Origin of the sequence: Luteimonas sp. J29 (genome assembly GCF_000472505.1) — a bacterium.
Classification (GTDB): Bacteria; Pseudomonadota; Gammaproteobacteria; order Xanthomonadales; family Xanthomonadaceae; genus Luteimonas.
Map to the genome: position 1 here is coordinate 270279 of NZ_AWZR01000001.1, position 23880 is coordinate 294158.

General features: G+C 75.0%; 25 protein-coding genes. 17 read left to right on the top strand and 8 right to left on the bottom strand.

Going from position 1 to position 23880, the window contains the following annotated elements; genetic code table 11:
• Nucleotides 1-41: 41 nt before the first annotated feature.
• Both LUTJ29_RS0101125 and LUTJ29_RS0101130 read right to left on the bottom strand, forming a co-directional pair.
• Nucleotides 42-953: a hypothetical protein gene (locus tag LUTJ29_RS0101125; RefSeq protein WP_027070929.1), complete on the bottom strand. Its 912-nt coding sequence runs from the start codon at nucleotides 951-953 to the stop codon at nucleotides 42-44.
• Nucleotides 954-958: 5 nt separating this feature from the next.
• Nucleotides 959-2371: a coniferyl aldehyde dehydrogenase gene (locus LUTJ29_RS0101130; protein WP_027070930.1), complete on the bottom strand. Its 1413-nt coding sequence runs from the start codon at nucleotides 2369-2371 to the stop codon at nucleotides 959-961.
• Between the two features lie 49 nt (nucleotides 2372-2420).
• Here LUTJ29_RS0101130 and LUTJ29_RS0101135 point away from each other — a divergent pair, with 49 nt between their 5' ends.
• From LUTJ29_RS0101135 to LUTJ29_RS0101165, 7 genes are all read left to right on the top strand, one after another.
• The gene (locus LUTJ29_RS0101135; protein WP_027070931.1) at nucleotides 2421-2978 is read left to right on the top strand and encodes a gamma carbonic anhydrase family protein; all 558 of its coding nucleotides are present in this window, start codon (nucleotides 2421-2423) and stop codon (nucleotides 2976-2978) included.
• A 144-nt stretch (nucleotides 2979-3122) separates the two neighbouring features.
• On the top strand, nucleotides 3123-3806 hold the full coding sequence (locus tag LUTJ29_RS0101140) for an RDD family protein (RefSeq protein ID WP_027070932.1): 684 nt from the start codon (nucleotides 3123-3125) through the stop codon (nucleotides 3804-3806).
• The gene (locus LUTJ29_RS0101145; RefSeq protein ID WP_027070933.1) at nucleotides 3803-4840 is read left to right on the top strand and encodes a stage II sporulation protein M; all 1038 of its coding nucleotides are present in this window, start codon (nucleotides 3803-3805) and stop codon (nucleotides 4838-4840) included. The genes LUTJ29_RS0101140 and LUTJ29_RS0101145 overlap by 4 nt, the downstream gene beginning before the upstream one ends.
• On the top strand, nucleotides 4837-6438 hold the full coding sequence (locus LUTJ29_RS0101150; RefSeq protein WP_027070934.1) for a DUF4129 domain-containing protein: 1602 nt from the start codon (nucleotides 4837-4839) through the stop codon (nucleotides 6436-6438). Before LUTJ29_RS0101145 ends, LUTJ29_RS0101150 begins: the two co-directional genes overlap by 4 nt.
• Complete coding sequence (locus LUTJ29_RS0101155) at nucleotides 6435-7559, top strand: DUF4350 domain-containing protein (protein WP_027070935.1); 1125 nt, start codon at nucleotides 6435-6437, stop codon at nucleotides 7557-7559. The genes LUTJ29_RS0101150 and LUTJ29_RS0101155 overlap by 4 nt, the downstream gene beginning before the upstream one ends.
• Entirely contained in the window at nucleotides 7556-8545 is a 990-nt protein-coding gene (locus tag LUTJ29_RS0101160) for a MoxR family ATPase (RefSeq protein WP_027070936.1), read from the top strand. The genes LUTJ29_RS0101155 and LUTJ29_RS0101160 overlap by 4 nt, the downstream gene beginning before the upstream one ends.
• Complete coding sequence (locus tag LUTJ29_RS0101165) at nucleotides 8542-9876, top strand: DUF58 domain-containing protein (protein WP_232221124.1); 1335 nt, start codon at nucleotides 8542-8544, stop codon at nucleotides 9874-9876. The genes LUTJ29_RS0101160 and LUTJ29_RS0101165 overlap by 4 nt, the downstream gene beginning before the upstream one ends.
• Before the next feature lie 162 nt (nucleotides 9877-10038).
• On the opposite strand, the gene aroE is transcribed toward LUTJ29_RS0101165, so the two are convergent.
• From aroE to LUTJ29_RS0101190, 5 genes are all read right to left on the bottom strand, one after another.
• Nucleotides 10039-10881 carry a shikimate dehydrogenase gene (gene aroE / locus LUTJ29_RS0101170; RefSeq protein WP_027070938.1) on the bottom strand — a complete coding sequence of 281 codons (843 nt, stop codon included), beginning with the start codon at nucleotides 10879-10881 and terminating at the stop codon, nucleotides 10039-10041.
• Nucleotides 10882-10933: 52 nt separating this feature from the next.
• Entirely contained in the window at nucleotides 10934-11359 is a 426-nt protein-coding gene (locus LUTJ29_RS15680) for a GNAT family N-acetyltransferase (RefSeq protein ID WP_051322569.1), read from the bottom strand.
• Nucleotides 11356-12345: a porphobilinogen synthase gene (gene hemB / locus LUTJ29_RS0101180; protein WP_027070940.1), complete on the bottom strand. Its 990-nt coding sequence runs from the start codon at nucleotides 12343-12345 to the stop codon at nucleotides 11356-11358. Before hemB ends, LUTJ29_RS15680 begins: the two co-directional genes overlap by 4 nt.
• Before the next feature lie 50 nt (nucleotides 12346-12395).
• On the bottom strand, nucleotides 12396-12644 hold the full coding sequence (locus LUTJ29_RS0101185) for a hypothetical protein (protein WP_043740010.1): 249 nt from the start codon (nucleotides 12642-12644) through the stop codon (nucleotides 12396-12398).
• A 342-nt stretch (nucleotides 12645-12986) separates the two neighbouring features.
• Nucleotides 12987-13976: a pteridine-dependent deoxygenase gene (locus LUTJ29_RS0101190; protein WP_232221140.1), complete on the bottom strand. Its 990-nt coding sequence runs from the start codon at nucleotides 13974-13976 to the stop codon at nucleotides 12987-12989.
• Nucleotides 13977-14361: 385 nt separating this feature from the next.
• Here LUTJ29_RS0101190 and LUTJ29_RS0101195 point away from each other — a divergent pair, with 385 nt between their 5' ends.
• The 10 genes from LUTJ29_RS0101195 to LUTJ29_RS0101240 all read left to right on the top strand — a co-directional run bounded on the left by LUTJ29_RS0101195 (nucleotide 14362) and on the right by LUTJ29_RS0101240 (nucleotide 22195).
• Entirely contained in the window at nucleotides 14362-14631 is a 270-nt protein-coding gene (locus LUTJ29_RS0101195; RefSeq protein WP_027070943.1) for a phosphopantetheine-binding protein, read from the top strand.
• Entirely contained in the window at nucleotides 14628-15311 is a 684-nt protein-coding gene (locus tag LUTJ29_RS0101200) for a ketosynthase (RefSeq protein ID WP_232221125.1), read from the top strand. The genes LUTJ29_RS0101195 and LUTJ29_RS0101200 overlap by 4 nt, the downstream gene beginning before the upstream one ends.
• Nucleotides 15308-16168 (top strand): lysophospholipid acyltransferase family protein, encoded by an 861-nt coding sequence (locus tag LUTJ29_RS15685; protein WP_084524520.1) that lies wholly within the window; start codon nucleotides 15308-15310, stop codon nucleotides 16166-16168. Before LUTJ29_RS0101200 ends, LUTJ29_RS15685 begins: the two co-directional genes overlap by 4 nt.
• A complete protein-coding gene (locus LUTJ29_RS0101210) occupies nucleotides 16156-16452 on the top strand; it encodes a dehydratase (protein ID WP_027070945.1) in 297 nt (98 codons plus the stop codon). Before LUTJ29_RS15685 ends, LUTJ29_RS0101210 begins: the two co-directional genes overlap by 13 nt.
• The gene (locus LUTJ29_RS15690; protein ID WP_051322570.1) at nucleotides 16449-17447 is read left to right on the top strand and encodes an acyltransferase; all 999 of its coding nucleotides are present in this window, start codon (nucleotides 16449-16451) and stop codon (nucleotides 17445-17447) included. Before LUTJ29_RS0101210 ends, LUTJ29_RS15690 begins: the two co-directional genes overlap by 4 nt.
• A 10-nt stretch (nucleotides 17448-17457) precedes the next feature.
• Nucleotides 17458-18009, top strand: a complete 552-nt coding sequence (locus tag LUTJ29_RS0101220) for a LolA-related protein (RefSeq protein WP_232221126.1) — start codon at nucleotides 17458-17460, stop codon at nucleotides 18007-18009.
• Nucleotides 18006-20354 (top strand): MMPL family transporter, encoded by a 2349-nt coding sequence (locus LUTJ29_RS0101225; RefSeq protein ID WP_027070947.1) that lies wholly within the window; start codon nucleotides 18006-18008, stop codon nucleotides 20352-20354. The genes LUTJ29_RS0101220 and LUTJ29_RS0101225 overlap by 4 nt, the downstream gene beginning before the upstream one ends.
• Before the next feature lie 100 nt (nucleotides 20355-20454).
• Entirely contained in the window at nucleotides 20455-20886 is a 432-nt protein-coding gene (locus LUTJ29_RS0101230; protein ID WP_043740013.1) for a phosphotransferase, read from the top strand.
• A gap of 51 nt (nucleotides 20887-20937) precedes the next feature.
• Nucleotides 20938-21657: a 3-oxoacyl-ACP reductase FabG gene (gene fabG / locus LUTJ29_RS0101235; protein ID WP_027070949.1), complete on the top strand. Its 720-nt coding sequence runs from the start codon at nucleotides 20938-20940 to the stop codon at nucleotides 21655-21657.
• A 76-nt stretch (nucleotides 21658-21733) separates the two neighbouring features.
• A complete protein-coding gene (locus LUTJ29_RS0101240) occupies nucleotides 21734-22195 on the top strand; it encodes a hypothetical protein (RefSeq protein WP_043740016.1) in 462 nt (153 codons plus the stop codon).
• A gap of 21 nt (nucleotides 22196-22216) precedes the next feature.
• Here LUTJ29_RS0101240 and LUTJ29_RS0101245 read toward each other — a convergent pair whose 3' ends face one another.
• Complete coding sequence (locus tag LUTJ29_RS0101245; protein WP_051322572.1) at nucleotides 22217-23878, bottom strand: tryptophan 7-halogenase; 1662 nt, start codon at nucleotides 23876-23878, stop codon at nucleotides 22217-22219.
• Nucleotides 23879-23880 lie beyond the last annotated feature (2 nt).

Here is a 23880-nt window from a genome sequence, read left to right on the forward strand (position 1 = left end):
CGGCCGCCGCGTGCCGGCCTTGAACCGGCGCGGGCGGCCGCTCAGGCCAGGCCGCGCGCCTGCAGCACGCGCCAGGCGGCGGTCTTGAGCTCGAAGTCGAAGCGCTGCAGGTTCTCCGGGTGCAGGTCGGCCATGAACAGGGTGCGCCAGTAGCGCTGCAGCCGGCGCGGCAGGGCCGGCCAGGCGAGTGACGGGTCGGCCTCGAGGCCCAGGCGCGCGAGCAGGGCGCCCGGACCGCCGCCCGGGGCGGCCACGGCGTCCGCGCGGGTCGCCGCGAACAGGTGCGCCAGCAGCCGCTCGTAGAGCAGGTCCGGCATCGACGCCGCCTCGAGCATGGCGGGCGCCAGCGGCACGGAGGCGTCGGCCAGCCCGGGCTGGCCCTGGCGCCAGCTGCGGTACAGGCGCTGGGTGGCGATCAGCCAGGGCGCGGGCGGCGGCGGACTCGCCGTCGACGGCGCGACCACCGCGGCGCACGGGCTGCGTTCGCGCGTGGCCCCGGCCAGTCGCCCGGCGACGCCGGCGCCCGCCGTGCAGACCAGGACCAGGTTGCCGCGGGTGGCGACGTTGAGCTGGGCGAGATACGGCGCGAGGTCGCCCCAGGCCGCGCGGCCGGGGCCGCCGCCGCGCTCGGGTCCGGTGAGCCCGTCGCCGTCGCAATCCGCGTCCAGGTGCAGGATCGGGCTGGCCCGGCCGTCGCGGGCGGACCAGGTGGCGGCCTTGATCGCCGAGACCACGTCGGTGCGGCCCTGGCAGTCCACCAGGCGCGACCAGCCCGGATGCCGCTCCTCGAGCCAGCGGTGCAGGGCGATCCCCGGGCGCGGGCCGTGTTCCTGCCGCCACTGCACGATCCAGACCCCGGTGGTGGCGAGGTCCTGCAGCCGCGGCGGGCGCGGCAGGCCATGGCGCAGCCGGTGCTCGATGGGGTCGGCGTCGTCCGGGGGCGGCGTGGCCATGGCGATCAGCGCACGAGGAAATCGACGAAGCGGGCGACGCGGGCCCAGGGCGGGCGCAGCAGGTCGCTGCCGGCGCGGCGCGGCTGCCACAGCACCGGCAGCTGCTTGCTCATCGCGTCGAACCCGGCGCGGCCGTGGTAGGCGCCCATGCCGCTGGCGCCGACGCCGCCGAAGGGCAGGCCGTCGATGCCGAAGTGGACCAGGGTGTCGTTGACCGTGACTCCGCCGGCCAGGGTGGAGCGCAGGATGCGCTCGATGCTGGCGCGGTCGTTGCCGAAGGGATACAGCGCGAGCGGCCGGTCGCGGCGGTTCACCGCGTCGATGGCCGCGTCCAGCGAGGCGACGCTGCGCACCGGCAGGATCGGGCCGAACAGCTCCTCCTGCATCACGCTGGCGTCGTCGCCCGGCTCGAGCACCAGGTGAGGCGCGAACAGGCGGCGCGCGGGATCGTGCCAGGGCGCCAGCGGCACCACCTCCAGGCCGCGCGCGCGCGCGTCGTCCAGGTACGCCTGCAGGCGGGCGAAGGCGGCGTCGTGGATGATCCGGGTGTAATCGCCGTCGGCGCCGCCGCCGTACCGCGTGGCGGCCTCGGCGCGCAGCGCCTCGACCAGCGCATCGCGCCGCACGCGGTCGCCGACCAGCAGCACGTAGTCCGGCGCGATGCAGGTCTGGCCGGCGTTGAACCACTTGCCGCTGGCCAGGCGCGCGGCCACCCGCGGCAGCGGCGCGTCGGGGCAGACGATGGCCGGCGACTTGCCGCCGAGCTCGAGGGTGAGCGGTACGAGGTTGGCGGCGGCCGCGGCCATCACCTTGCGCCCCACCGCGGTCGAGCCGGTGAACACCAGGTGGTCGAACGGCAGCGCCGCGAACGCCGCCGCCACCTCGGCGCCGCCCGTGGCCACCGCGACCCGGTCGGCGGGGAACACGTCGCCCAGCAGCGCGCGCAGGAAGTCGCTGCTGCGCGGCGTGTGCTCGGACGGCTTGAGGAAGACGTGGTTGCCGGCGGCGATCGCGGTCGCCAGCGGCACCAGGGCGAGGTTGACCGGGTAGTTCCAGGGCGAGATCACGCCGACCACGCCCAGCGGCTCGCTGCGCAGTTCCGCCCGCGCCGGCCAGAACCGCCAGCCGGTGCCGACCCGGCGCGGCCGCGCCCAGCGCCGCAGGTGCCGGCGCAGGTGGTCGATCGCGGCCAGCACGGTCATGCCGTCGGCGATGAGCGATTCGTGGCGGGAGCGGTGGCCGAAGTCGGCGGCGATCGCCGCGGCCATCTCCGGCAGCCGTGCCTTGAACGCGGCGCGCAGGCGGGCCAGGTCGTCCAGGCGCTGCTCCACGCCGGGCCGCGCGTGCTGCCAGGCGGCGCGCAACCGCGCCAGGGTGGGCGCCAGCGCGGCCGGCGGCGTGTCGGTGGAAGGCTGCATCCGGCCAGTGTAGTCGGGGCCGACGGGAGGCAGGCCCTACAATGGCCGGATGACGCCCATGCCTTCCCCCCGCCTGCGGGCCTACCGCGACCAGCTGCCCCGGATCGGCGCGCGGGTCTTCATCGATCCCTCGGCCGAGGTGATCGGCGACGTGGTCCTGGGCGACGACGTGTCGATCTGGCCCATGACCGTGGTCCGCGGCGACGTCAACTTCATCCGCATCGGCGCGCGCACCAACGTCCAGGACGGGGTGGTGATCCACGTCAGCCACGACGGCCCGCACCTGAAGGACGGCGGCTTCGCCACCGTCATCGGCGAGGACGTCACCATCGGCCATCGCGCGATCATCCATGCCTGCCGGATCGAGGACGCCTGCCTGATCGGCATGGGCGCGGTGGTGATGGACGGCGCGGTGGTCAAGCGCCACGGCTTCGTCGGCGCGGGCGCGCTGGTGCCGCCGGGCAAGGTGGTGGGCGAGGGCGAGCTGTGGCTGGGCAATCCGGCGCGCATGGTCCGCCGCCTCGACGACGCCCAGATCGAGGGCCTGTACTACAGCGCGCAGCACTACGTCCGGCTCAAGGACGAGTACCTCGCCGCGAATCGTTGAGGGCCGCGCCCGCGGTCGCTCGCGCCGCCCCCGCTCGCGTACAGTAGGTCGGGTGCCGCCCGCGGCACGGCCATTGGGAGAGGGCGACTTGGGAGTGCGCACCACCGCAACGGACGCGGCGGTCGCGGAGGGCGCGACCGCGTGATGCTGGACACCGTCCGCGAAATCCACACTCCCGAGGGCGTCGCCCTGCGGCTCCCGGCCGCCGGCCCCGTGCCGCGCGCGTACGCGTGGCTGATCGACCTGATGATCCGGTTCGGCCTGGCCACCCTGGCGTCGCTGGCGCTGGCCCTGCTCGGCCGCGGCGGCATGGGCCTGTACCTGGTGGTGCTGTTCCTGGTGGTGTGGGCCTACCCGGTGCTGTTCGAGGTGCTGTGGGACGGGCAGACGCCGGGCAAGCGCGCGCTGGGCCTGCGGGTGGTCGCGGCCGACGGTGCGCCGGTGGGCTGGCTGGCCTCGGTGGTGCGCAACCTGATGCGCACCGTGGACATGCTGCCGTTCGGCTATGCGGTCGGGTTGGCCTCGGGCCTGGTCGACCCGTGGGGACGCCGGCTCGGCGACGTGGTCGCGCGGACCATGGTGGTGCATGTGCCGTCCACGCGCGGGGCGGTGGCGCTGCCGCCCGGGCCCGCGCTGGCGCCTGCGGCGCCGTTGCTGCCCGAGGAGCAGGCGGCGGTGCTGGCCCTGGCCGAACGCGCCCATGCGCTCACCCCCGGGCGGCGGCGGGAGCTGGCCGACATCGCCGCGCCCGCCACCGGCGCCACCGGCGACGCCGGCGTGGAACGCCTGTTCGCCATCGCCCGCTGGCTGCTGGGCCGCGGCACATGAGGCAGGACGCGTTCGTCGCCCGCTACGAGGCCGAGTGGCAGGCGTTCGAGGCCTGGCTGGAGCGCCGGGGCAGCCGCCACCGCGCCGGCCGCCAGCCGCTCCCGGATGGCGCGGCGCTGGACGATGCGCAGATGCCCGCGCGCTACCGCCGCCTGTGCCAGCAACTGGCGCTGGCGCGGCGGCGCGGCTACAGCCCGCTGCTGGTCGAACGCCTGCAGGCGCTGATGCAGCGCGGCCACGACGTGCTCTACCGCGCGCCGCCGGTGCCGTGGCGGCGCGCGCTGCATTTCCTGCTGGCCGGGTTCCCGCGCCTGGTGCGCGCGCAGCGCGGCTGCCTGTGGCTGTCGGCGGCGCTGCTGGCGTTGCCGGCAGTGGCGATGTTCGCCGCCGTGCAGCTGCGGCCGGAGCTTGCCCACAGCGTGTTCTCCGCGCAGGACCTGGCGCGGTTCGAGCGGATGTACGACCCGGCCGATCCGGCGCATGCGCTGGGCCGCGAGAGCGGCACCGACCTGGCGATGTTCGGCTACTACATCTACAACAACGTCAGCATCGGTTTCCGCACCTTCGCCTCGGGCCTGTTCGCCGGCGTGGGCACCGCGCTGGTGCTGGCGTCGAACGGGGTGGTGTTCGGCGCGATCGCCGGGCACCTGCAGGCGGTGGGGCATGGCGATCCGTTCTGGCGTTTCGTGGCCGGGCATTCGGCGCCGGAGCTGGTGGCGATCGTGGTCGCCGGGGCGGCGGGACTGCGCCTGGGCCTGGCATTGCTGGCGCCGGGCCGCAGGCGGCGCGTTGACGCGCTCGTCGAGGCCGGGCGCGTCGGCGGCCAGCTGTGCCTTGGCGTGCTGGCGATGCTGGTGTTCGCGGCGTTCGTCGAGGCGTTCTGGTCCTCGACGGGATGGATCCCCGCGCCGGTGAAGTTCGGCGTGGGCACGGCGCTGTGGCTGCTGGTGCTGGGTTGGCTGGGTCTGGCCGGGCGCGGTCGCGATCCATGGCAGGACGCCGCGCCGCCCCGGCGCGGGGGCGCGGACGCATGAGGCTGGATGCGGCCCGGGTCGCGCTGCGACCGCGTTCGCCGTGGGAGGCGATGGAACTGGGACTGGCCCTGGTGCGCCGGCATGCGCGCGACGTCTGGCGCCCATGGGCGCTGGCGACGCTGCCGCTGTTCGCCGCCTTCAACGCCCTCGCCTGGTCGCTGGACGCGATGTGGCTGGCGACGCTGGCGATGTGGTGGCTGCTGCCGCTGTTCGACCGGATCCCGCTGCTGGTGCTGTCGCGCGCGGTGTTCGGGCCGGCGCCGCCGGCGCGCGAAGTACTCGCCGCGCAGATGCGCCTGGGCGCGCGCGGCACGCCTGCGCGACTGGCGTGGGCCCGGTTCAGTCCGTGGCGCTGGATCGTGATGCCGGTCGAACTGCTCGAGGGGGTCGCCGGCGACGTGCTGCGCGAGCGCCGCAGGGTGGTGGCCGACGGCATCCAGGGCCACGCGTTCCTGCTGGCGATGGCGGGAATCTCGTTCGCCGGCGCGCTGCTGCTGTCGCTGCTGCTGCTCGTGCTGCTGTTCGTCCCGGCGCAGCTGTTGCCGGAGTCGGCGCGCGCGATGTGGTCGCTGCTGGTGGACACGCCCACGCGCGCCAGCATGCTCGGGATCAACCTCGCCCTGTGGCTGGCCCTGTCGGCGATCGAGCCGTTCATGGTCGGCGCGGGCTTCGGCCTGTACCTCGCGCGGCGCGCACGGATCGAGGCCTGGGACATCGAACTGGCGCTGCGGCGCATGCGCGCGCGCCTGGCCGCCGCGGCCGGGGCCCCGCTCCAGGCGCTCGCGTTGGCGCTGGCGCTGGCGCTGGGACTGCTGGCGATGCCGTCAGCGCCGGTCGCGGCCCAGGCGGCACGGCAGCTGCAGGAACAGCGCGAGCACCTTCGCCTCCTGCCGCCCAAATCGCAGCAGCCCGGCGAGCGCCCCGCGGCGCAAGGCGACACCCTGCGCGAGGTGTTCGGCGATGCGGCGCTCCGCGACGATCCCGCGTTCCGCCAGGCCGTGCGCCGCGCGCACGAGGATCCGCTGCTCGACCGCAGCCGGACCGTCTACCAGTGGGAGCCGCGCAACCCCCGCAAGGCCGAGCGCCGGGACCTGCCGCCCTGGCTGCAGGTGGTCGGCCGGCTGGTGGCCGTGGTCGCCGAGTCCGGCCTGTGGATCCTGCTCGGGCTGCTCGCGCTGGTGCTGGCCTTGACCGCGCGGCACTGGTGGCCCTGGATGCAGCGGCTGCAGGCCGCGGCGCGACCGCCGCCCGAGACCACCACAGCGCCGGTGGCCGAGCCCGTGCGCCTGCCCGACGACCTGGTGGCGGAGGCGCGCAGGCAATGGCGCGAAGGACGTCCGCGCCGCGCGCTGGCGCTGCTCTACCGCGGCAGCGTCGAGGCGATGGCCGAGCGCATCGGCGTGGCGCTCGTCCCCGGCGCCACCGAGGCGCAGTGCCTGCGCGCCTCGCGCCGCCTGCCCGAGGAAGCCGACCGCAGCGCGTTCGCGCGCGTGGTGCGGGTGTGGCAGCAGGCCGCGTACGCCGGCCGCATGCCCGGCGACGGCGAGTTCGAGGACCTGCTGGGCGAACTCGCGCGGCGCTTCGGGTGGGCGACATGAACCGGCCCTGGTTGCGCCTGCTGCTGCCGCTGCCGCTGCTGCTGGTCGCGGCCGCGCTGGTGGCCTGGTGGCTGCACGCCCACGAGCGGGTGCCGCACCGGACGCCGCTGCCGGCGGCCGGCGAGGCCGCCTACAACCCGCTGTACGCGCTGCGCCTGGCGCTGCGCGCGGACGGGGTCCAGGCGGTCTCGCGCCAGCGCCTGGACCTGGCCGGGCATCCGCTGGGCAAGCGCGACACCCTGGTGATGCTCGGCGACCCGGACACGCTGGCGGCGCGCGACGTCGATGCGCTGCTCGCCTGGGTCGAAGGCGGCGGACACCTGCTGGCCACGGCCCCGGGCACCGCGCGGCGCGCGCCCGCGCATCCCGGCGGATTGCTGCCGCGGCTGGGCATCGCGCCGCACGCCGGGGACGATGCCTGCGCGGACCTGCGCATCCCCGGCCAGCCGCCACGCGTGGAGTTCTGCCGCGCGCCGCGCTTCTCCCTGCGCGACGTGGACCCGGAACTGGCCTGGGGCGACTTCGCCGCCGGGTTCGTGTTCGCGCGCATCCGCCGCGGCGAGGGTGCGGTGGACGTGCTGTCCTCGCTCGACTTCATGGCCAACGGCGCGCTCCGGGATCCAGCGCACGCGCTGCTCGCCCGCCAGCTGCTCGACCGCAACTACCGGCACGGCACCATGCACCTGGTCTATGCGGCGAGCGTGCCGCCGCTGTGGCGGCTGCTGCTCGAACGCGGCTGGATGGCCTGGGTGCCGCTGGCGCTGGCGCTGGCCGCGTTCCTGTGGATGCGGCTGCAGCGGTTCGGCCCGGTGCTGCCGCCGCCGCCGGCGGAGCGGCGCTCGCTGCTCGAGCACGTCCAGGCCGGCGGCGAGCACCTGCGCCGCTACGGCCACGCCGGCCTGCTGCACGCCGCGCTGCGCGACGCGTTCCTCGCCCGTCTGCGCCGGCGCGACCCGCTGGCCGGGGCGCTCGAGGGCCGCGCCCGGGCCGAGGCGATCGCCGCCCGCACCGGCCTCGACCCGGCCACCATCGAACATGCCCTGCGCGAGCCGCGTCCCGGCGACCGCAGGGATTTCCTGCAGCGCATGGCCCGACTGATCGACATGGGAAGACGACTATGACCCAGACCCCGACCGCCCCGCCCGCCGCCCATTCCGCGGCCCTGGTCGAACGCGTGGCGCGCGTGCGCGAACAGGTCGCGCGCGCCTTCATCGGCCAGGACGAGGTCCTCGACCAGGTGCTGGTGGCGCTGCTCGCCGGTGGCCACGTGCTGCTCGAGGGCGTGCCGGGACTCGGCAAGACCCTGCTGGTGCGTGCGCTGGCGCGGTCGCTGGGCTGCGCCCATGCGCGGGTGCAGTTCACGCCCGACCTGATGCCCAGCGACGTGAGCGGCCACGCGGTGTGGGATGCGCGCAGCGAGACCTTCAGCGTCCGCCGCGGGCCGATCTTCACCAACCTGCTGCTGGCCGACGAGATCAACCGCGCGCCGGCCAAGACCCAGTCGGCGCTGCTGGAGGCGATGCAGGAACTGCAGGTCACGATCGAGGGCCAGAGCTTCGCCCTGCCGCCGCCGTTCATGACCCTGGCCACGCAGAACCCGGTCGAGCAGGAGGGCACCTATCCGCTGCCCGAGGCGCAGCTCGACCGCTTCCTGCTCAAGGTGCTGATCGGCTACCCGGAGCATGCCGACGAGGTGGCGATGGTGTCCGCGATCAGCCAGGGCCAGGTCGCCGCCGCGTTCGACCTGTCGCAGGTGGAGCAGGTGCTTGACGCCGACGGCATCGTCGCCCTGCAGCAGGCGACCGCGGCGACGGTGGTCGATGCGGCGGTGGTCGACTACGCGGTGCGGATCGTGGCGGCGACGCGCGGCTGGCCGGGGATCGCGCTGGGTGCCGGCCCGCGCGGCAGCCTGGCCCTGGTGCGCGCGGCGCGCGCGCAGGCGGTGCTGGCCGGACGCGACTTCGTCACCCCCGACGACGTGCGCGACGTCGCCCTGCCGGCGCTGCGCCACCGCATCGCGCTGGCGCCGGAGCTGCAGATCGAGGGCCAGGACGCCGACCAGGTGCTGCAGGCGCTGCTGGCCCGGGTGGAGGCGCCGCGCAAGTGAATCCGGTCCCCGTCCGCGGCCGCGCGCTGCCGCGTCCGGCGCCGGCCCTGGTGGCGGCGCTGGTCGCCTGGGGCGTGGCCGGCGCGATCGCCAGCCTCGGCGGGCTGCCGCCGCTGGCGTGGCAGGCGGCGGGTGCGGCGCTGGCGCTGCTTGCGCTGGTGGACGTGGCGCTGCTGTGGCGCATGCCGGTGCCGGACGTGTCGCGCCGCGTGCCCGAGGCGCTGGCGCTCGGGGTCGAGCGCGAAGTGCGGCTCGAGCTCGAGCCTGGCGCGCGCACGGTGCGCGTGGACGTGCACGACCTGCACCCGGGCGGCTGGGAGGTCGAAGGCCTGCCGCGCCGGCTGCTGCTGCGTCCGGGCACGGTGTCGGGCATCGGTTACCGGGTGCGCCCGGACGCGCGCGGCCGCTTCGCCTTCGACGGCGTGCACTTGCGGCTGCATTCGCCGTTGCGGCTCTGGCACCGCCGCTGCCTGGCCGGCAGCGCGCAGCCGGTGCGCGTGTTCCCGGACTTCGCGCCGCTGTCGAAGCTCGCCCTGGTCAGCGCCGAACGTGCGTCGCGGATGATGGGCGCGCACATCCGCCGCCGCCGCGGCGAGGGCACCGACTTCCACCAGATGCGCGAGTACCGCGTCGGCGACAGTCTGCGCCAGATCGACTGGAAGGCGACCTCGCGCGCGCGCAAGCTCATCTCGCGCGAGTACCAGGACGAACAGAACCAGCAGCTGGTGCTGGTGCTCGACACCGGGCGACGGATGCTCGCGCGCGACCACGGCCTGGCCCATTTCGACCACGCCCTCGACGCCTGCCTGCTGGTGGCGTGGCTGGCGCTGCGCCGCGGCGACGCGGTCGGGCTGCTGGCGACCGGCGGCGAGCGCCGCTGGGTGCCGCCGCGGCGCGGGATGGCCGCCATCGACGAACTGCTGCGCGCCAGCTACGACCTGCAGCCCGGGCCGGTGGCCACCGACTACCTCGCCGCGGCCACCGGACTGGCGCTGCGCCAGCGCCGCCGCGGCCTGCTGATGCTGGTCACCAACCTGCGCGACGAGGACATCGAGGACGTGCTCGCCGCGGTGCGCATGCTGCAGCGGCGACACCTGGTGGTGGTGGCCTCGCTGCGCGAGCGCGTGCTCGACGAGGTGCTCGGACAGGACGTGTCCGACCTCGCCGGCGCGGTGCGCGCGGGCGCCACCGCGCGCTATCTGGCCGAACGCGCCGCCGCGCACGACACGCTGCGGCGGCACCGCGTCAGCGTGCTCGACGTCACCCCGGAGCAACTGCCCGGTGCCCTGGTCGAGCGCTACCTGGCGATCAAGCGCGAAGGGCTGCTCTGACGCGGCCGCAGCGCCCGTGTGCGCGGCGCGCCACGGGACGTTTCCATCACATAGGAGCGGCTTCAGCCGCGACCATGGTTCGCAGGCCATGACGAACCCGGAACGTCCTCGGTCGCGGCTGAAGCCGCTCCTGCAGGGAATGCCCGGGGCTGGAATGGCGTGTCAGTCGGCGGTCACCAGGGCCGCGTGCCGCGCCTGCAGTTCGGCGTAGACCTCGTCGGTCAGCGGGCGCACGCCGTGCCACAGGGCGAAGCTCTCGGCCGCCTGCTCCACCAGCATCCCGAGCCCGTCCACCGCCTGCTGCGCGCCGCCCGCGCGGGCCCAGGCCAGGAACGGGATCGCGACCTCGCCGTAGCTCAGGTCGACCGCCGCGCACCGCGGCGCCAGCAGCGACATCGGCAGCGGCGGCAGGCCGCCGCCGCGCGCGGCCGAGGTCGCGTTGACCAGCAGGTCGAAGCTGCCCAGGGCCGGCAGGTCGGCCATGTAGCGCGCGTGCACCCGGCCCGGCTGGCCGAGCGCGTCGGCGAGCGCGTCGGCCCGTTCCGGCGTGCGGTTGACGATGTACAGGTCGCCCACGCCGGCATCGAGCAGCGACGGCGCCACCCCGCGCGCGGCGCCGCCGGCGCCGATCAGCAGGGTGCGGCGCTGGCGCAGGTCGAGGCGGTGGCGCTCGGTGAGGTCGCGCACCAGCCCGGCGCCGTCGGTGTTGTCGCCGTGCCAGCCTTCGGCGCTGCGGACGATGGTGTTGACCGCGCCGGCGCGCTGCGCGCGCTCGGTGCGGGTCGCGCACAGCGCGTAGGCGGCCTGCTTGTGCGGCAGGGTGATGTTGGCGCCCGCGCCCCCGGCCGCGGCGAAGGCCTCGAGTGCGCGCGGGAACTCCTCCGGCGTGGCGTCGATCGCCTCGTAGCGCAGGTCGATGCCCGCCTGGCGGCCGAAGGCGGCGTGGATGCGGGGGGAAAGCGAGTGCCCGACGGGATGGCCGAAAACCGCGTACAGGCTGCTCATGGCATTCGTGCTCGCGCTGGGGAACTGCCCGGAGTCTACTCCGCGGCGTGGGTCAACGCAGGGTGCGCAGGTAGAGCTGCTGCGTGCCGGCGGCCTCGTAGCCCAGCGCGGGATAGAACGCCTGCGCTTCCTCGCGCGCCAGCGCAACGGCCACCTGCACACGGTCCACTCCGCGCCGCCGCGCCCAGGCCTCGGTGGCGGCGACCAGCTGGGTCCCGACCCCGCGGCGCCGGGCGCAGGCTTCCACCGCCAGGCAGGTCAGCACCACGCGCTCGCCGTCGGGTGCCAGCCGGTGCTCGGCCGCGGCGAAGCCGCAGGGTCCGGTGTCGCCCTCGGCCAGGAACACCGCGTGCGTGGCCAGGTCCAGCAGCCGCGACAGGCGCGCCGGTAGCCCCGCGGGGTCGCCGCCGTCGTCGCCGCTGGCGGAAAGCAGCGCGGCGAGGGCGGGGATGTCGGCGGGATCGGCGCGGCGGATCATCCTTCTCGCAGCCAGCGGGCCGCGTCCAGGGCGAAGTAGGTCAGCACGCCGTCGGCGCCGGCGCGGCGGATCGAGAGCAGTGCCTCCAGGGCGCAGGCGCGCTCGTCCAGCCAGCCGTTGAGCGCGGCCGCCTTGAGCATCGCGTACTCGCCGCTGACCTGGTAGGCGAAGGTCGGCACGCCGAAGGTCTCCTTCACCCGGCGCACGATGTCGAGGTAGGGCAGGCCCGGCTTGACCATCACCATGTCCGCGCCCTCGTCGAGGTCGAGCTCGACTTCGCGCAGCGCTTCGTCGCTGTTGGCCGGGTCCATCTGGTAGGTCTTCTTGTCGGCCTTGCCGAGCGCGGCGGCCGAGCCGACCGCGTCGCGGAACGGACCGTAGAACGCGCTCGCGTACTTGGCGGCGTAGGCGAGGATGCGCGTGTGCACGTGGCCGGCTTCTTCCAGCGCCATGCGGATCGCGCCGATGCGGCCGTCCATCATGTCGCTGGGCGCGACCACGTCGGCGCCGGCCTCGGCGTGCGACAGCGCCTGGCGCACCAGCGCCTCGACGGTGGCGTCGTTCATCACGTAGCCATCGCCGTCGACCAGGCCGTCCTGGCCGTGCGAGGTGTAGGGGTCGAGCGCGACGTCGGTGATCACGCCCAGTTGCGGAAAGCGCGCCTTGAGCGCGCGCACCGCGCGCTGGCACAGGCCGTCCGGGTCCCAGGCCGCGGCCGCATCGGCGCTCTTGGCCTCGGGCGCGGTCACCGGGAACAGCGCCAGCGCGGGGATCCGCAGTTCGCTCGCGGTCTCGGCCACCCGCAGCAGCTCGTCGACCGACAGCCGCTCCACGCCCGGCATCGACGGCACCGGCGCGCGGCCGGCCGGCTCGTGCACGAACACCGGATAGATCAGGTCGTCGGCGGTGAGGGTGGTCTCGCGCATCAGCCGGCGCGAGAAGTCGTCGCGGCGCATCCGCCGCATGCGGGTGTCGGGGTAGGCCATGGCGGCCATTCTACGCCCGGCCCCATTCGCGGGGCCGGGCGCAGGGGTGGTCAGATCAGCCCACCACCCAGGCCCAGGCGCCAGATCGCCACGATGATCACCAGGGCGTTGAGCAGCAGGCCGGCCTTGGCCCGCCCGCGGCGGCCGGTGCGGGTGAACAGGATCCCGATCGCGGCCAGGATGGCGCCGACCGCCGCGAACGGGATCAGCAGCCAGTTGGTGATGCCCACGATCGGCAGCAGGGCCAGGATCATCCAGGCCAGCGCGACGATGCCCCAGATCAGGCTGATCAGTCCCATGCGTTTCCTCCGGTTGTCGGGCGCGATGCCCGGTGTGCACGACGGGTGCTGCGCGGGGATTGTGACCCGGATGGACGTGAACCGGCCGCCCGAGCGCTCTCGCAGACAGGTGGAGGACGCCGCGCGTGGCGCGCGCCTTCGGAAGGGGCCGCGGCGCCACGGGCGCAGGGGCGCACCGCTCGGGCAGGCGTTCCTTGCCCCCCCACTCGCGGCCGCGGCACGTCCCCGTGCCGCTTGCGCCCCTGCGCCCGCGCCGCCGCGGCTCGCGTCGGAGGAGACGGGTCTCCGGTTGAGGAAACGGGGCCGCCCGGGCGCCTCCCGGACGCGCGTGGGTGGACCCGTTCAGCCCGCCCCGTGCACCCCGTCGATCTCCAGCGCCAGTTCGCGCCGGCAGATCGCGGCATGCAGCAGGATCCGCGGGACCCGGTCGCCGAAGTGGCGGTCGAGCGCCTGCGCCACCAGCGGCAGGTCGTCGCGGTCGCGCACGTACGCCTTCAATCGCGTGCCGGGGCCGAACCGGGCCGGCAGCTCCGGCGCGCGGGCGCGTGCCGCGCCGAGCAGCGCGTCGAAGTTGGCCAGGGTCTCCTCGAACTGCGCCAGCAGCTCGCCGGCATGGCGCGAGGCATGGCCGACCACCGCGGCGGTGCCCGAGAGCATCAGCGGCATGTCCGCGCCCGGCGGCGGCAGCATCGCCCGCGCGAACGTGGGCGGCTGCGGCCCGTACTGGCGCGGGTAGCGGTAGGCGCTCACCTGGCGCGGATTCTCCACCGGCGTGCCTGGCGAGCGCGCGGCCAGCCAGTACACCTGGATGGTTCGGTCCCGGTCGCAGCGGCCGATCGCGGTCGCCGCCGGCAGCATGCTCGCGTCGAAGTCGCCCAGGCCGCGCGCGCGGCCGACGCAGAAGCGCCGGTAGCGCTCGGCGTCGCCCTCGCCCTGGGTGATCGCGTCGAGGTAGTTCCAGACCCGCAGCATGTGCGGGTAGTCGCTGCCGGCGATGAAGCGCGTCAGCGAGCGGTAGGCGTGCTCGGCGGCGAGCAGGATGCCGGTGTTGTCGCCGTCGCCGGTGTGGCCTTCCGGTTCCGCCACCTCGATCGCGCCGAACAGCAGCTGCCCGTCGCAGGCCCACGCGATCTCGCCGTCGCGGCCCGCATGCACCGGGGCGGAGGCGTGCCAGACCTCGAGCGGCGCCGCTCCATAAGGTTCAAGCGGCACCCGCAGGTAGCGCGGGTCGTCCACCCGCGGCGCGCTGTCGCCGAAACCCAGCACCGCCAGCACGTCGTCGCGCGCCAGCAGCGCGCCCACGCCGGTGTCGTAGGCATACTCGACCTGCAGCCGGGGCGGTGGCCCCGGGGGCAGCGGCGACGGGCGGCTCACCGGCCGGCCTCCCGCAGGGCGTCGTGGCCGGACGCGTCTCCAGCCGGCGTCGAGGGCCGCGCCACGGGCGTGCCGGCGGGTGCGGGCAGGCGGGCTGCCGGGCGTCCCGCCAGCCCGCCGGGAACGTCGCCGTCTGCGGGTCCGTCGCTGGAGGTGGCGGGCGGGGTCTGGCTGGCCATCCGGTCGGTGTCGGGCACGGGCTGCGGCGCGGACCGGCATCATAGCGGACACCCCCGCCACGGCCGCGTGGTCTGCGCCGCGCAGCTGAACGGCGCCGCCCGCCCTTGCGCCGCGCGGCGCGATGCAGGATCGTTGCGGGCCCTTTCCGAACCGCCCGATGCCCATGTCCGAACAGACCGCCGCCGAACGCGAACTCGCCGAACTGCTGGTCGAAAGCCTGAACCTGGACGGCGTGGACGCGGCCGGGATCGACCCGGAGGCGCCGCTGTTCAATGCCGGGCTGGGGCTGGATTCGATCGACGCCCTGGAGCTGGCGCTGGCGATCAGCAAGCGCTACGGCTTCCAGCTGCGCTCGGACAGCGACGAGAACCGGCGCATCTTCGCCTCGCTGCGGGCGCTGTCGGAACACGTCCAGCAGCACCGCACCACTTGATCCCGGTCCTGCAGATCGCGCTTGCATTGGCCTATGCGCTGCTGGCGCACCTGGCCAGCGCGCGCGAGGCCCCGCGCCTGGCGTTCGCCGCGCTGCTGGTGCTGGTGGCGCTGCTGTTCGCCGCGCCGCTGCTGCGGCTGCGGCCCTGGGCGTTCGCGCTGGCCGGCGCGTCGGTCGCCGGCGCGTGGTGGCTGCACGCACGCGGGCTGGACGCGCTGCCGCTGCTGCTGGTCCCGGTGGTGTTCGTGGCCCTGGTGGCGTGGATGTTCGCGCGCACCCTGCGCGCCGGACGGGTGCCGCTGATCACCCGCATCGTCTCGGTCCTGGACGGCGAGCCGGTCGACCGGCTCCCGGCCGACGTGGCCACCTATGCCCGCCGCCTGACGGCCGCGTGGGCCGTGCTGCTGGCGGGCCTGGGACTGGCCAACCTGGTCCTGGCGCTGCTGGCCAGCCCGGGCGGACTGCTGGCGCAGGCCGGCATCGTGCCGCCCTGGCCGATCACCCATGCCCAGTGGTCGTGGTGCGCCAACCTGCTGGGCTACGGCGTGGTCGGCGGGTTCTTCGTGCTCGAATTCCTGTGGCGGCGGCATCGCTTCCCCGAGCGCCAGCACGGCTTCGTCGATTTCGTGCGCCGGCTCGGCGGGCTGGGGCCGGCGTTCTGGCGGGACGTGCTGAGATGAACGCCGGCCCGCGGCTCCGGGCGGCCTGGCGCGGCCGTCCCGCGCCGTCGCCGGCCGGCGCGCCGGCGTCCGCGGCCGTGCGACCGGAAGGGCGCCTGGAGGCGGCGGCCTGGCGGCTGTGCAACCTGGTCCAGTTCGCCTTCACCCTGGCCTGGACCGCCGCGTGGATCTGCCTGGCGCTGCTGCTGCGGCCGCTGTCCGGCCGCGAGGCGCGGCTGCCGCTGCGCATGGCCGCGCGCTGCTGGGCGCCCGGCCTGCTGCGCGGCGCCGGGGCGCGCCTGGAAGTGGAAGGCGCCGCGCGCGTGGACTGGTCGCGGCCCTGCCTGCTGGTCGCCAACCACGCGTCGGTGATCGACGTCTGCGCGCTGTTCCGCGCGGTCCCGGTGCCGCTGCGCTTCCTGCTCAAGGACGAGATGAAGCGGGTGCCGTTCGTGGGCTGGTACGCGCGCGCCACCGGGATGCTGTTCATCGTCCGCGACAGCGCCCGCGCCGGTGCGCTGATGCGGCGCGAGGCGGCGGCGATGCTGGCGCGTGGCCAGGTGCTGTGCCTGTTCCCGGAAGGCACCCGCAGCCGCGACGGGACGGTGGCGCCGTTCAAGGGCGGATCGCTGCAGGCGGCGATCGACGCCGGCGTGCCGGTCGTCCCGGTGGCCGTGGAGGGCGCGGGCCGGGTGCTGCCCGTGCAGGGCTTCTTCCGGGTGCGTCCGGGCCCGATCCGGGTCGGTTTCGGCGAGCCGCTGGCGGTGCGCGAGGACGGCGCCCCGGTGCCGCGCCAGGTGCTCGCCGACCGCGCACGGACGCGGATTGTTGGCATGCTGGAGGCATGGCGACGGAAGGACGCGACGTGCGGTTCGTGATCGGCCACGACCATCCGGCCCTGCCCGGCCATTTCCCCGGACGGCCGGTGGTGCCGGGCGTGGTGCTGCTGGACCGGGTGCTCGAGGCGGTCGAACGCGAGGCCGGTCCGCTGCGCGCACTGGCGCTGCCGCAGGTCAAGTTCCTGCAGCCGCTGCTGCCGGGCGAGGAGGCGCGGGTCGAACTCGAGCCGGTGGCCGCGTCGCCTGGTGCGCGCTGGCGCTTCCGGGTGCTGCGCGGCGACGCCCTGCTCGCCAGCGGCGACGTCGCCGAGGCCGCGTCGTGAGCGCGGACTGGCGGCAGCGGCCGGAAGGCGGCGGGCGGTTCGCGCTGCGCCTGGTGCGCGCGATCGCCAGCCATGGCGGACGCCCGCTGGCGCGCCTGCTGCTGTATCCGATCACGGCGTACTTCCTGTTCCGGCGCGGCCCGGAGCGGCGCGCCTCGATCGCGTTCCTCGGCCGCGCGCTCGGCCGGCCGGCGGGCCTGCTCGACGGCGCGCGCCACGTGCACACCTTCGCCTCGACCATCCTCGACCGGGTGTTCCTGCTTCAGGGCAAGGAATCGCGCTTCCGGATCGAGACCCGCGGCCTCGACGAACTCGAGGCACGCCTGGCCGAAGGCCGCGGCGTGCTGCTGTTCGGCTCGCACCTGGGCAGCTTCGAGGCGATGCGGGTGCTGTCGCGCCGCCGCCCCGGGCTGAAGCTTCGCGTGGTGCTCGACAAGGGCCACAGCCGGGTGCTGACCCAGGTGCTCGACGCGCTCGCGCCGGAGATCGCCGCCGGCGTGATCGACGCCGGCCAGGACGGCCCTGCGCTGATGCTGCAGATCCAGCAGGCGGCGGCCGAAGGCGCGCTGGTGGCGCTGCTGGTCGACCGCAGCGTGCCCGGCCAGCCGGTGCTGCAGGTGCCGTTCCTCGGCGCCCCGGCCCCGTTCCCGACGGCGCCGTGGCTGATGGCCACGGTGCTGCGGCTGCCGGTGGTGCTGGGCTTCGGCCTCTACCGCGGCGGCAATCGCTACGCGCTGGAGTTCGAGGATTTCTGCGATCCGATCGACGTGCCGCGCAGCGAGCGCGCCGCCGCGATCGAGTCGCTCATCCGGCGTTACGCCGCACGGCTGGAGCATCATGCGCGTCAGGCGCCCTACAACTGGTTCAACTTCTACGATTTCTGGCATGTCGACGAACCGCAGACCCGACCCGGCCCGTCCGGCGCACCGCTGGCTGCCGGCCCTGCTGCTGGCGGCGACCGCACCGCTGGCATGGGCGCAGGCCGCCCCGGATAGCGACGCGATCGTGCGTTCGCTGGCGCGGCCCGCGCCGGCGGCGACGCCGTTCGTCGAGGTGCGCGAGTCGCCGCTGCTCAAGGCGCCGCTGCGGGTCTCGGGCGAATACCGCCGGCCCGACGCCGACACCCTGGTGCGCGAAGTGCGCGCGCCCTACGCCGAGACCACCACCCTGCGCGACGGCCAGGCGGTGCTGGCGCGCGAAGGCAGGCCCGAGCGTCGCTTCGCGCTCTCGCGCGCACCGGAACTCGCGGCCCTGCAGGGCAGCTTCGGCGCGCTGCTGTCCGGCGACCCCGAGGCGCTGCGCCGCCACTACACGGTCGAGTCCGAGGGCGACGCGCAGCGCTGGGTGCTGCGCCTGGCGCCGCGCGACGACCGGCTCGCCGCGAAGCTGCGCGAGCTGCGCCTGCATGGCCGCGGCGACGAGCTGCACTGCATCGAGCATGCCGCGATCCAGGGGGAGGTGCGGCGCACGTTGATGGGCGCGGCGGCCGAGGCCGCCCGGCGCGAAGGCGACGGCGCCGACATCGCCGCGCTGTGCCGCGGCGACGCGACCGGATGAGCGCGGCCGCGCGCCTGGCCTGGGCGCTGGCATGGCTGCTAGCGCTGCTGGGCTTCGGCGCGTGGCTGTCGCAGTCGCTCACCGTCAGCGGCGACCTGCGCCGCTTCCTGCCCGACGCTCGCACGCCCGAGCAGCGGCTGCTGCTCGACGAACTCGGCGAGGGCCCCGGCTCGCGCCTGCTGATGCTGGCCCTGTCGGGCGACACGCCGCAGGCGCTGGCCGAACGCTCGCACGCGCTGCGCGAGGCGCTCGCCGACGACGCGCGCTTCGTGTTCGTGGCCAACGGCGCCGACGCCGGGCTGGACGCGATTCCCGACGCGCTGCGTCCATACCGCTACCTGCTGTCGCCCCGGCTCGATGGCGGCACGCTCGACGCGGATGCGCTGGCCGAGGCGCTGGACGCGCGCCTGCAGGACCTCGGCTCGCCCGCGGCCGACCTGGTCGAGCCACTGGTGCCGTCCGACCCGACCCTCGAGACCCTCGCCCTGGCCGAGGCCTGGCGGCCGGCCACGCTGCCGCAGTCGCTGCACGAGGCCTGGTTCGACCGCGCGGGCCGGCAGGCGCTGCTGCTGCTGGAAACGCGCGCGGCCGGCTTCGACCCGGACGGCCAGCGCGAGGCGGTGGCGGCGATCCGCGATGCGTTCGACGCCGTGCGCGGCGGATCGCCGGCCGTGCTCGAGATCATCGGCCCGGGCGCGTTCGCCGACGAGATCGGCACGCGCACCGCGCGCGAGGCGGGCTGGATCGGCAGCGTCGACACGGTCGGCCTGGTGCTGTTGCTGCTGCTGGCCTACCGCAGCTGGCGGATCCCGCTGCTGGGCGTGCTGCCGCTGGCGAGCGCGGGGCTCGCGGGCCTGGCCGCGCTGATGCTGTTGTTCGGCGACCGCGTGCACGGCATCACCCTGGCCTTCGGCTTCACCCTGATCGGGGTGGTGCAGGACTATCCGATCCACTTCTTCAGCCACCAGCACGCGGGGCTGTCGCCGCGGCGCAACGTGCGCCGGCTGTGGCCGGCACTGGCGACGGGCGTGGCCGCGACCTGCATCGCCTACCTGACCTTCCTGTTCTCGGGCGTGGACGGGCTGCGCCAGCTGGCGGTGTTCACCATCGTCGCGCTCGCCACCGCGGCGCTGTGCACGCGCTGGCTGCTGCCGGCGCTGGTCGATCCCGCGCCGCGCGACGTCGCCGCCTCGCCGCGGCTGCTGGCGCTGTGGCGCCGGATCGAGCGCCTGCCGCGTCCGCGCATCGCGCTCGCGGTGCTGGCGCTCGCCGCGCTCGCCGTGGTCGCGCTGCGGCCGGGCGCGTTCTGGGAGAACGACCTGTCGCGCCTCACGCCCGTGCCCGCGCCGCTGCTCGAGCGCGACGCGCAGCTGCGCGCCGAACTCGGTGCGCCCGACGTGCGCTACGTGCTGACCCTGCAGGCCGCCGACGCCGAGGCCGCGCTGGCGGCGAGCGAAGCGCTGCGGCCGGCGCTCGACGCGCTGGTCGCCGATGGCGCGATCGACGGCTACGACCTCGCCACGCGCTACCTCCCGAGCGCTGCGCGCCAGCGGGCGCGCCAGCGCGCGCTGCCGGCGCCGGACGCATTGCGCGCCGCGCTCGATGCCGCCGTCGCCCGGTCGCCGTTCCGGCCCGACGCGTTCGAGCCGTTCCTGGAGGACGTGGAGCGCGCGCGCCAGGCCCCGCCGCTGCACCCGCGAGACCTCGCCGGCACGCCGCTGGCGCCGCGCGTGGGCGCCCTGCTGTTCGAAGGCGAAGGCCACGCGACGGCACTGGTCTCGCTGACCGGCCTGCGGGACGTGGCCGCGGTCGAACGCACGGCCCGGGCGCATGGTGCCCGCCTGCTGGACATGAAGCAGGCCTCCGAATCGCTGGTCGCCGACTACCGCGCGCGGATCCTCGCCGCGCTGGCGCTGGCCGCGCTGGCGCTCGCGGCCACCGTGTGGTTCGCCCTGCGCGCGCCGCGCCGGGTGCTGCGGGTACTGCTGCCGATGGCGCTCACGACCGTGCTCGTGCTGGCGGTGCTGCGCGGGTTGGGGGTCGAGCTCAACCTGTTCCACCTGGTGTCGCTGATCCTGGCCGCGGGCCTCGGCCTCGACTACGCGCTGTTCTTCGAGCACGCCGGCGAGGACCGCGACGACCAGCTGCGCACCCTGCACGCGGTGCTGGTGTGCAGCGCGATGACCCTGCTGGTGTTCAGCCTGCTGGCCCTGTCCTCGGTGCCGGTGCTGCGCGCGATCGGCGGCACCGTCGCCCTGGGCGTGGTGTTCAACTTCGTGCTGGCCCTGCTGGTGGCGCGGGCGCCGGTCGGCGAACGCGAGGCAGGACCGGAGGCGGCGGCATGAGCGCCATGGCACCACGCACGCGCTTGCGGCCGGCCTGCATGGCCATGCTCCGGGACGTCGGCAGGAGCAGCCGCCCGGCACCCGGGCCCGGAGGCACGCGATGAGCCGGCTCGACCGCGCCACCATCGAAGCGCTGGTCCCGCACAAGCATGCGATGTGCCTGTGGGACGAGGTGCTGGACTGGGACGCCGGGCGCATCCGCCTGCGCGCGACCAGCCACCGCGACCCGGCGCACCCGCTGCGCGGCACCGGCGGCCTGCGTGCGGTGCACCTGTGCGAGTACGGCGCCCAGGCCATGGCCGTCCACGGCGGGCTGCTGGCGCGCGAGGCCGGTGGCGTGGCGCCGCCGGGGATGCTGGTCGCGCTGCGGGGGGTGCGCCTGCTCGTGGCCCGCATCGACGGCCTGCCCGGCGCGCTCGAATGCGAGGCGCAGCAGCTGGCGGCGTCCGAAGCCAGCCAGCAGTACGCGTTTCGCATCCTGCACGGCGGCGACCTGCTCGCCGAGGGCCGCGCCACCGCGATGTTGCGCTGACCCCGCCGGCGGCCGGCGCATAATCCGCGCTTTCCCGGAGAAGGACCCGACATGAAACGAGCCCTGGTCACCGGCGGCAGCGGCGACATCGGCGGTGCGGTCTGCCGCCGGCTCGCGGCGTCGGGCTGGCACGTGATCGTGCACGCCAACGCCAACCTCGAACGCGCCGCCGCGGTGGTGGACGGGATCCATGCCGCGGGCGGCAGCGCCCAGGCGGTGGCGTTCGACGTCGCCGACGGCGGTGCGGCGCAGGCCGCGATCGAGGCGCTGCTGGAAGACGGCGCGATCCAGGCCGTGGTCAACAACGCCGGCATCCACGACGACGCGCCGATGGCCGGAATGTCGGACGCGCAGTGGAAGCGCGTGGTCGACGTGTCGCTGCACGGCTTCTTCCACGTCACCCGCCCGCTGCTGCTGCCGATGGCACGCACCCGCTGGGGCCGGATCGTGAGCGTGTCGAGCGTCGCGGCGGTGCTCGGCAACCGCGGCCAGGCCAACTACGCCGCGGCCAAGGCCGGGCTGCATGGCGCGACCAAGTCGCTGGCGCGCGAAATGGGCTCGCGCGGCATCACCGCCAACGTGGTCGCCCCGGGCGTGATCGCCGGACGCATGAGCGAGGGCGCGTTCGACCCGGCGATGGTCCGCCAGATCGTCCCGGCCGGCCGCGCCGGGACGCCGGACGAAGTGGCGGCGCTGGTCGCCTTCCTGTGCTCGGAGGAGGCCGGCTACATCAACGGCCAGGTGATCGGCATCGACGGCGGCATGAGCTGAAGGGGCGGCGTCACGGGTTGCGCCGCGTTCACGGGCTCCGGCCCACACTGGCCACGATCCACCCGGAGCCGCCGCCATGGCCCGCAACGCCCGCCTGCTGACGACCCTCGCCGCGACCCTGCTGCTGGCCGCGTGCGCCAGTTCCCACGTACTCACCGGCACCCCGCGCCCGCCGATCGATCCCGACCAGGTGCGGATCTACTACGGCCCCCCGCCGGGCGGCTACGAGGAGATCGCGCGCCTGGACGTGGGCAGCGGCGCGTTCACCTACGGCAACCGGAACAAGGCCAACGCGGTGATGCGCAACCTGCGCCGCGAGGCCGCGAAGCTCGGCGCCAACGGCGTGCTGCTGCAGGGGACCGCGCAGGGCCCCGACCGCGGCGCGGTCAGCGTGGGCGGGGGCGTGGGCCGGGTCGGCGGCCACACCCACACCGGCCTGGGCGTGGGCGTGAACATCTCGCCGACCCAGGCGCATGCCTCGGGCATCGCGATCTGGGTGCCGGACCCGCCGCCGGCGGCGCCGGATCCCACGCCCTGATCCGGGCCGTTCCGCCTCGCGTCAGGCGGGCGCCTGCTCCTCCGCGGCACGGCTGAACCACTGCGCCGGCAGCGCGGACGGATGCGCGGCCGGATCGTGTCCGGCGAGCAGTGCATCGAGGCCGTGGTCGTCGAGGTCGGGGACCCTGGAACGGGCCAGCGCCAGCACCTCGCACGCGAGCTGGCGCATGCAGGCCACGTCGCGGGCGGTGCGCTCGAGATAGGCGTCGTCGTCGAGCCGTTCGGTCAGCCCGGCATTCATGCGCCGGCACCAGTCCACCGCGTACTGGTCGTAGGCGCGCGCGGCATCCAGCCGCGGCGCGGCGTCGCGCAGGCCCCAGTCGCGCAGCAGCGCCTGCATCGCCAGGTTGAGGCTGCGCCCCTCGTCGAAGTACGGACGCAGCCGGCCCAGCACCGGCAGCCGTGTCAGCCGTCCACTGAAGAACAGCGGCGCCAGCAGCGACCAGTAGTAGGCGTAGTCCCACAGCACCTTGGCCGGCATCACCTCCGGATGGCCGAACACCGGGTACTGGTCCTGGTAGAGCGTGAGCGTGTTGCGGTAGAACGAGAAGTACAGCTGCTGGAACAGGTCGGCATGAAGTCCGATGGGCTCGCCGGCGAAGTCCAGCCGCACCAGTTCGGCGATATAGGTGTTGCTGATCGCGATGAAGTCGCTGCCGGGCGAGTAGAACGGATCGAGGAACACGCCGGCCTCGCCGGTCAGCGCCCAGCGCCGGCCCGAGAACACCTGGCGGCAGCCATGCGAGAAGTGGCGCAGGAACAGGAAGTCCTGCACCTTGTGGCGCGGGTCCTCCAGCGCCCGTGCCGCGCGCGGCTGGTGCCGGCGCAGCCAGTCCATGGCCTTGGCGTGGGTGTTCATGGTCTCCAGCGGATGCATCTTCGCGTCGCAGACGATGCCCAGCGAGTGCGAGTCCGAGGCCAGCGGGATCAGCCAGAACCAGTAGCCCGGGCCGCACAGGTGGTTGGTCGACTTCCAGCGTTCGGCGGGCTGGAAGCGGTCCGGCCAGTTGCCCTCGCCGGTCCAGGCGTCCACGTCGATGTGGCCGTCCACCCGCCACCAGGCGGCGTTGGCGTCGTGGTCGTTGGCCTCGGCCAGGCCCAGCTTGCGCTTGAGCAGCCCCGCGCGGCCGGCCGCGTCCACTACCCAGCGCGCGCGCAGCACGTGTTGTGCGCCTTCGTGCTCGAACGCCACCGCGTGCGCGCCGCCGTCGTCGGCCAGTTCGATCCCGCGCACCACCGCGCCATGGCGGAAATCCGCGCCCAGCGCCAGCGCGCGTTCTCCGAGGTGGTTCTCGAAGCGGCCGCGGTCGAGCTGCCACGAAGGCGTGGGCAGCAGCCGGCTCACGCCCATTTCCGAGCAGGCGTGCACCTGCGCCATGCCGTCGCTGAAGAAGTAGCGCAGGCCGTACTTGCGCACCTGGGCGGTTTCCATGTGCCCGCGCAGGCCGAGCACCTCTGCGAAGTAGTGGGCGCCGATCTCGACCGTCGACTCGCCCACCTTGTGCGCGGCCTCGCGCACCGGATGCGGGCGGCGCTCGAGCACCGCCACGCTGCGGTCGGGCTGCTGCAGGCGCAGCTGCATCGCGAGGGTCAGGCCGGCGAGTCCGCCGCCGAGGATCAGGACGTCGACGTCGGTGGCGGGGGCTGGCGAAGGGCTTGGCATGC